A 3,128-nucleotide genomic window follows, 5' to 3' on the forward strand; every position below is an offset into this window, starting at 1 on the left:
TCTCCTCATCCCTATGATACTGCAGAATCAACACTTTTGGAATTTTTAAGAAATCATGAAAAAATTACTATTATTGAACATGAAGCAGATGACACATTTAAGTTTTATTTAACTGAAGAATTAAATGAATACAGAGAAGAAGCAGAAAAAATAACAAATCTAAGTGTTTATTTTCGATCTTTTGTAGAAATATTATTAGATATTAAAAAAGAAATTTTCAGTTTTGATGAGTTATATGAGTTTTTGCTGGAAGAGGAAATAAGCTATGATTTACCAAGAAATTATCAGGATTTTCTTTATTTTAGAAAAGAAAAGTCATATGATGTCCCCGAAATTCTGAAACTAATAGAAGGTGAAAAAATTACTACTCCAAAAAAAATATTTAGAGATCAAATAAAGAAAGATTACAATCGATTTTATAAAATATTTGATAATTATTATGGGTCAAGAGGCTGGAATAGAGATGCAAAATTTCAGGCATATTTAAAATTATTTGATAAGTTTCTGCAGAATAAAGATAAAGGAAAATATGAATATTTAGGGAAAAAGCTTTTAGATTTGATACCCAAAGTTGATAACTCAAAATATAAAGCTGAGAGACTAGAAAAAAATATTAAAAGGATTTTAGAAAGGGGTTAATAATCTTGGCAAAATTAAATTCAATAACTAAAAGTACTTATCTTAATGAGGGGCTTAAGGTTTTAGAACAGATAAAAGACGAAAAATATGAAGATTATCAAAAACTGATGGATAATGTAGATGTTGATCAAAATTCAAAAAGCAGCTTAAATACCTGCTGGAGTCAGATTAAAAAAAGATATTTAGATTTTAATCAGAATCAAAAAATATTATATTCGCCAATGATTAAACTTTTTAACAGCAATATAATTCTAAAAAAAGAATTAATGTACCTAAATTATCTTTACACAGAAGCTGCTTTTAGAAAGATAATTTTGGAATTAATATATCCCAAACTTTTACAAAACAATGGGAAAACAAGTGTTAAGAGAGAAGAATTAACAACTTTTTTAAACCAGTTTATGGAATACAGTCAGGCAACAGTTGCTAAAACTGCTCAGTCTTCTGTAAAAGCTTTAGTTGATTTTGGACTGGCTGAACAGGATGGGAAAGACATATTAATTAACTTTTACCAGCCTGAATTAAAAACTGTAATCTATGCACTTTACAACGAATACAGCAGGGATAATTCAAAATACAATAAATTTAACATTTTAAATCCATCGTTGGACTATATTCAAGAAAAAGCAGAATTTCCTAAACTGCTGCTAATAAATCCAAATTTTATTGATTCATTTCTGCAGTCTGGCTGGAAGGAAGGATATTTATCCTACGAGCCTCGTGGTGGATTAAATCAATATGTTTTAAAACATAAAAATGCTGCACAATTTGCAGATTATATAGTTAAGGAGGAGTCATAAACATGAAAACTTACAGTGATCTATTTGAATTAAGTCAGAAGCCGCAAGAAGTTATAACAATGGATGAAGCAGTTATTAACAGCAGAGAACAGGTAATCAATGATTATGTAGTGACCTCTCAAATTAAAAAAGAATTCAAAAATGTTTTACATAGTTTGACTTTAGATAAAGGCCAGGGATTCTGGGTACAGGGTGCTTATGGTAGTGGTAAATCTCATTTTATGTCATATATTACAGTTCTGCTGCAGGGCAGTAAGTACTGGGCCAATTTAGCTGATGATATACAGGAAGAGTATCTCGATTTTTTTGCCGATAAAAATTATTTAACAGTTAACTTTACTCTGAGTGAGGTTAATAACTTAAAGGTAAAACTATTTGATGAGATAGAAAAAGAATTTAAAAATAATGGAGTTAATTTGACTATCAAAAAAGATGCAAAGATAGTAAAACAGTTTTTAAATAATGAATATGAAGGACTGAAAAAGGAATGGTTCTACGATATTTTAGAAAATAGTTTAGATGTCAGCGCTGCAGAATGGAAAGAAGCTTTAGAAGCAGATGCTACTTCCAGACTGGCAGAAATAATTATAGCTTACAGAAAAGAGAGAGGCTCCTTCAGTCAGAAAGAATATCGAGAAATTATTTATCCTAATATGAATGAGGGTCTGGAGCAGATCAGCAGTGTTCTGGCTGCTAATTTTGACGGGTTGGTAATTTTTATCGATGAACTATCAGAATTTCTGCAGAAAAAGAAATCTAAAAATGAGGAATCAGAAAGTTTAGAAACACTGCAGGCTCTTGGTCAGAGAATTAAAGAGCTTCCGATCTGGCTTTTAGCTGCTGTTCAGAAAAACCCGGCTGAAATAATTGATGAAGAATTATACATTGGAGATGAAGAAGAAAAAGTTTTTGACAGATTTGAACCAATTAATTTGAGTGAAGCTGATATCGAAGAAATTATTGATCAGAGGATTATTATAAAAAATGAAAATCAGCGCAAGAGTATTAAATCTATTTATAAAGATCTTAAAAATAATAAATTCAATCTGGAAAAATCTATCAGTCAGGAAAGATTTATTAAACTCTACCCCTTCCACCATGAATTTGTAAATTCCTTAGTTCAGCTCTCCAGCTATGGTTCCCGGCAGCGGGCAGCAGTTAGAGAAAGCTGGGAAATAGTCAGTAATCGTTTAAACACTTCTGCTAAAAAGTTAATAACAATTGATGATCTTTATGATATTTTTGAAGATGATGTGATTTACAACAGCTTTAAAGAATACTATGATCTCTATAAAAATGTTTATCATGAAGCAATTATCAAACCTGGATTTAATGAAGACAGTGAACTGGCAGATAGAGTTATAAAAGCTCTTATTATTTATGGTATTAGAGATAAAGAGCCGGTTAGTGCAGAACAGCTGGGAGAATTTTTAATGGCTGATATGGGAATGGGAGTCGGACTTTCCATGATTAATATAGAAATAGAAGAAATCTTAAAGACGATTAATCAGGATGTTCGTGGAAAAGGGTTAGAGATGATCAGCATTGAAGATGAAGAAGATAAATTTTACTGGCAGGTTAATCCTAATGCGAGTGGAATTAATGTTGAGTCAGAATTATTAGAAGCTGTACATCTGCTGAATGAAAATGATATTATGCCTGATATTCCAAGCTTTATCAATAATAACC

3 protein-coding genes are annotated in these 3,128 nt (G+C 30.6%); all 3 read left to right on the forward strand.

Annotated elements, in window-relative coordinates:
- The coding region (locus CI949_RS19195) for a hypothetical protein (protein WP_290769390.1) at nt 1-639 on the forward strand (639 nt) is incomplete at its 5' end.
- 5 nt (nt 640-644) lie between these two features.
- Nucleotides 645-1,439, forward strand: a complete 795-nt coding sequence (locus tag CI949_RS19200) for a hypothetical protein (RefSeq protein WP_290769392.1) — start codon at nt 645-647, stop codon at nt 1,437-1,439.
- Nucleotides 1,440-1,441: 2 nt separating this feature from the next.
- Nucleotides 1,442-3,128: DUF6079 family protein (locus tag CI949_RS19205; RefSeq protein ID WP_290769394.1), on the forward strand; the 1,687-nt coding region annotated here is incomplete at its 3' end.

It is taken from the genome of Halanaerobium sp. (assembly GCF_003070835.1).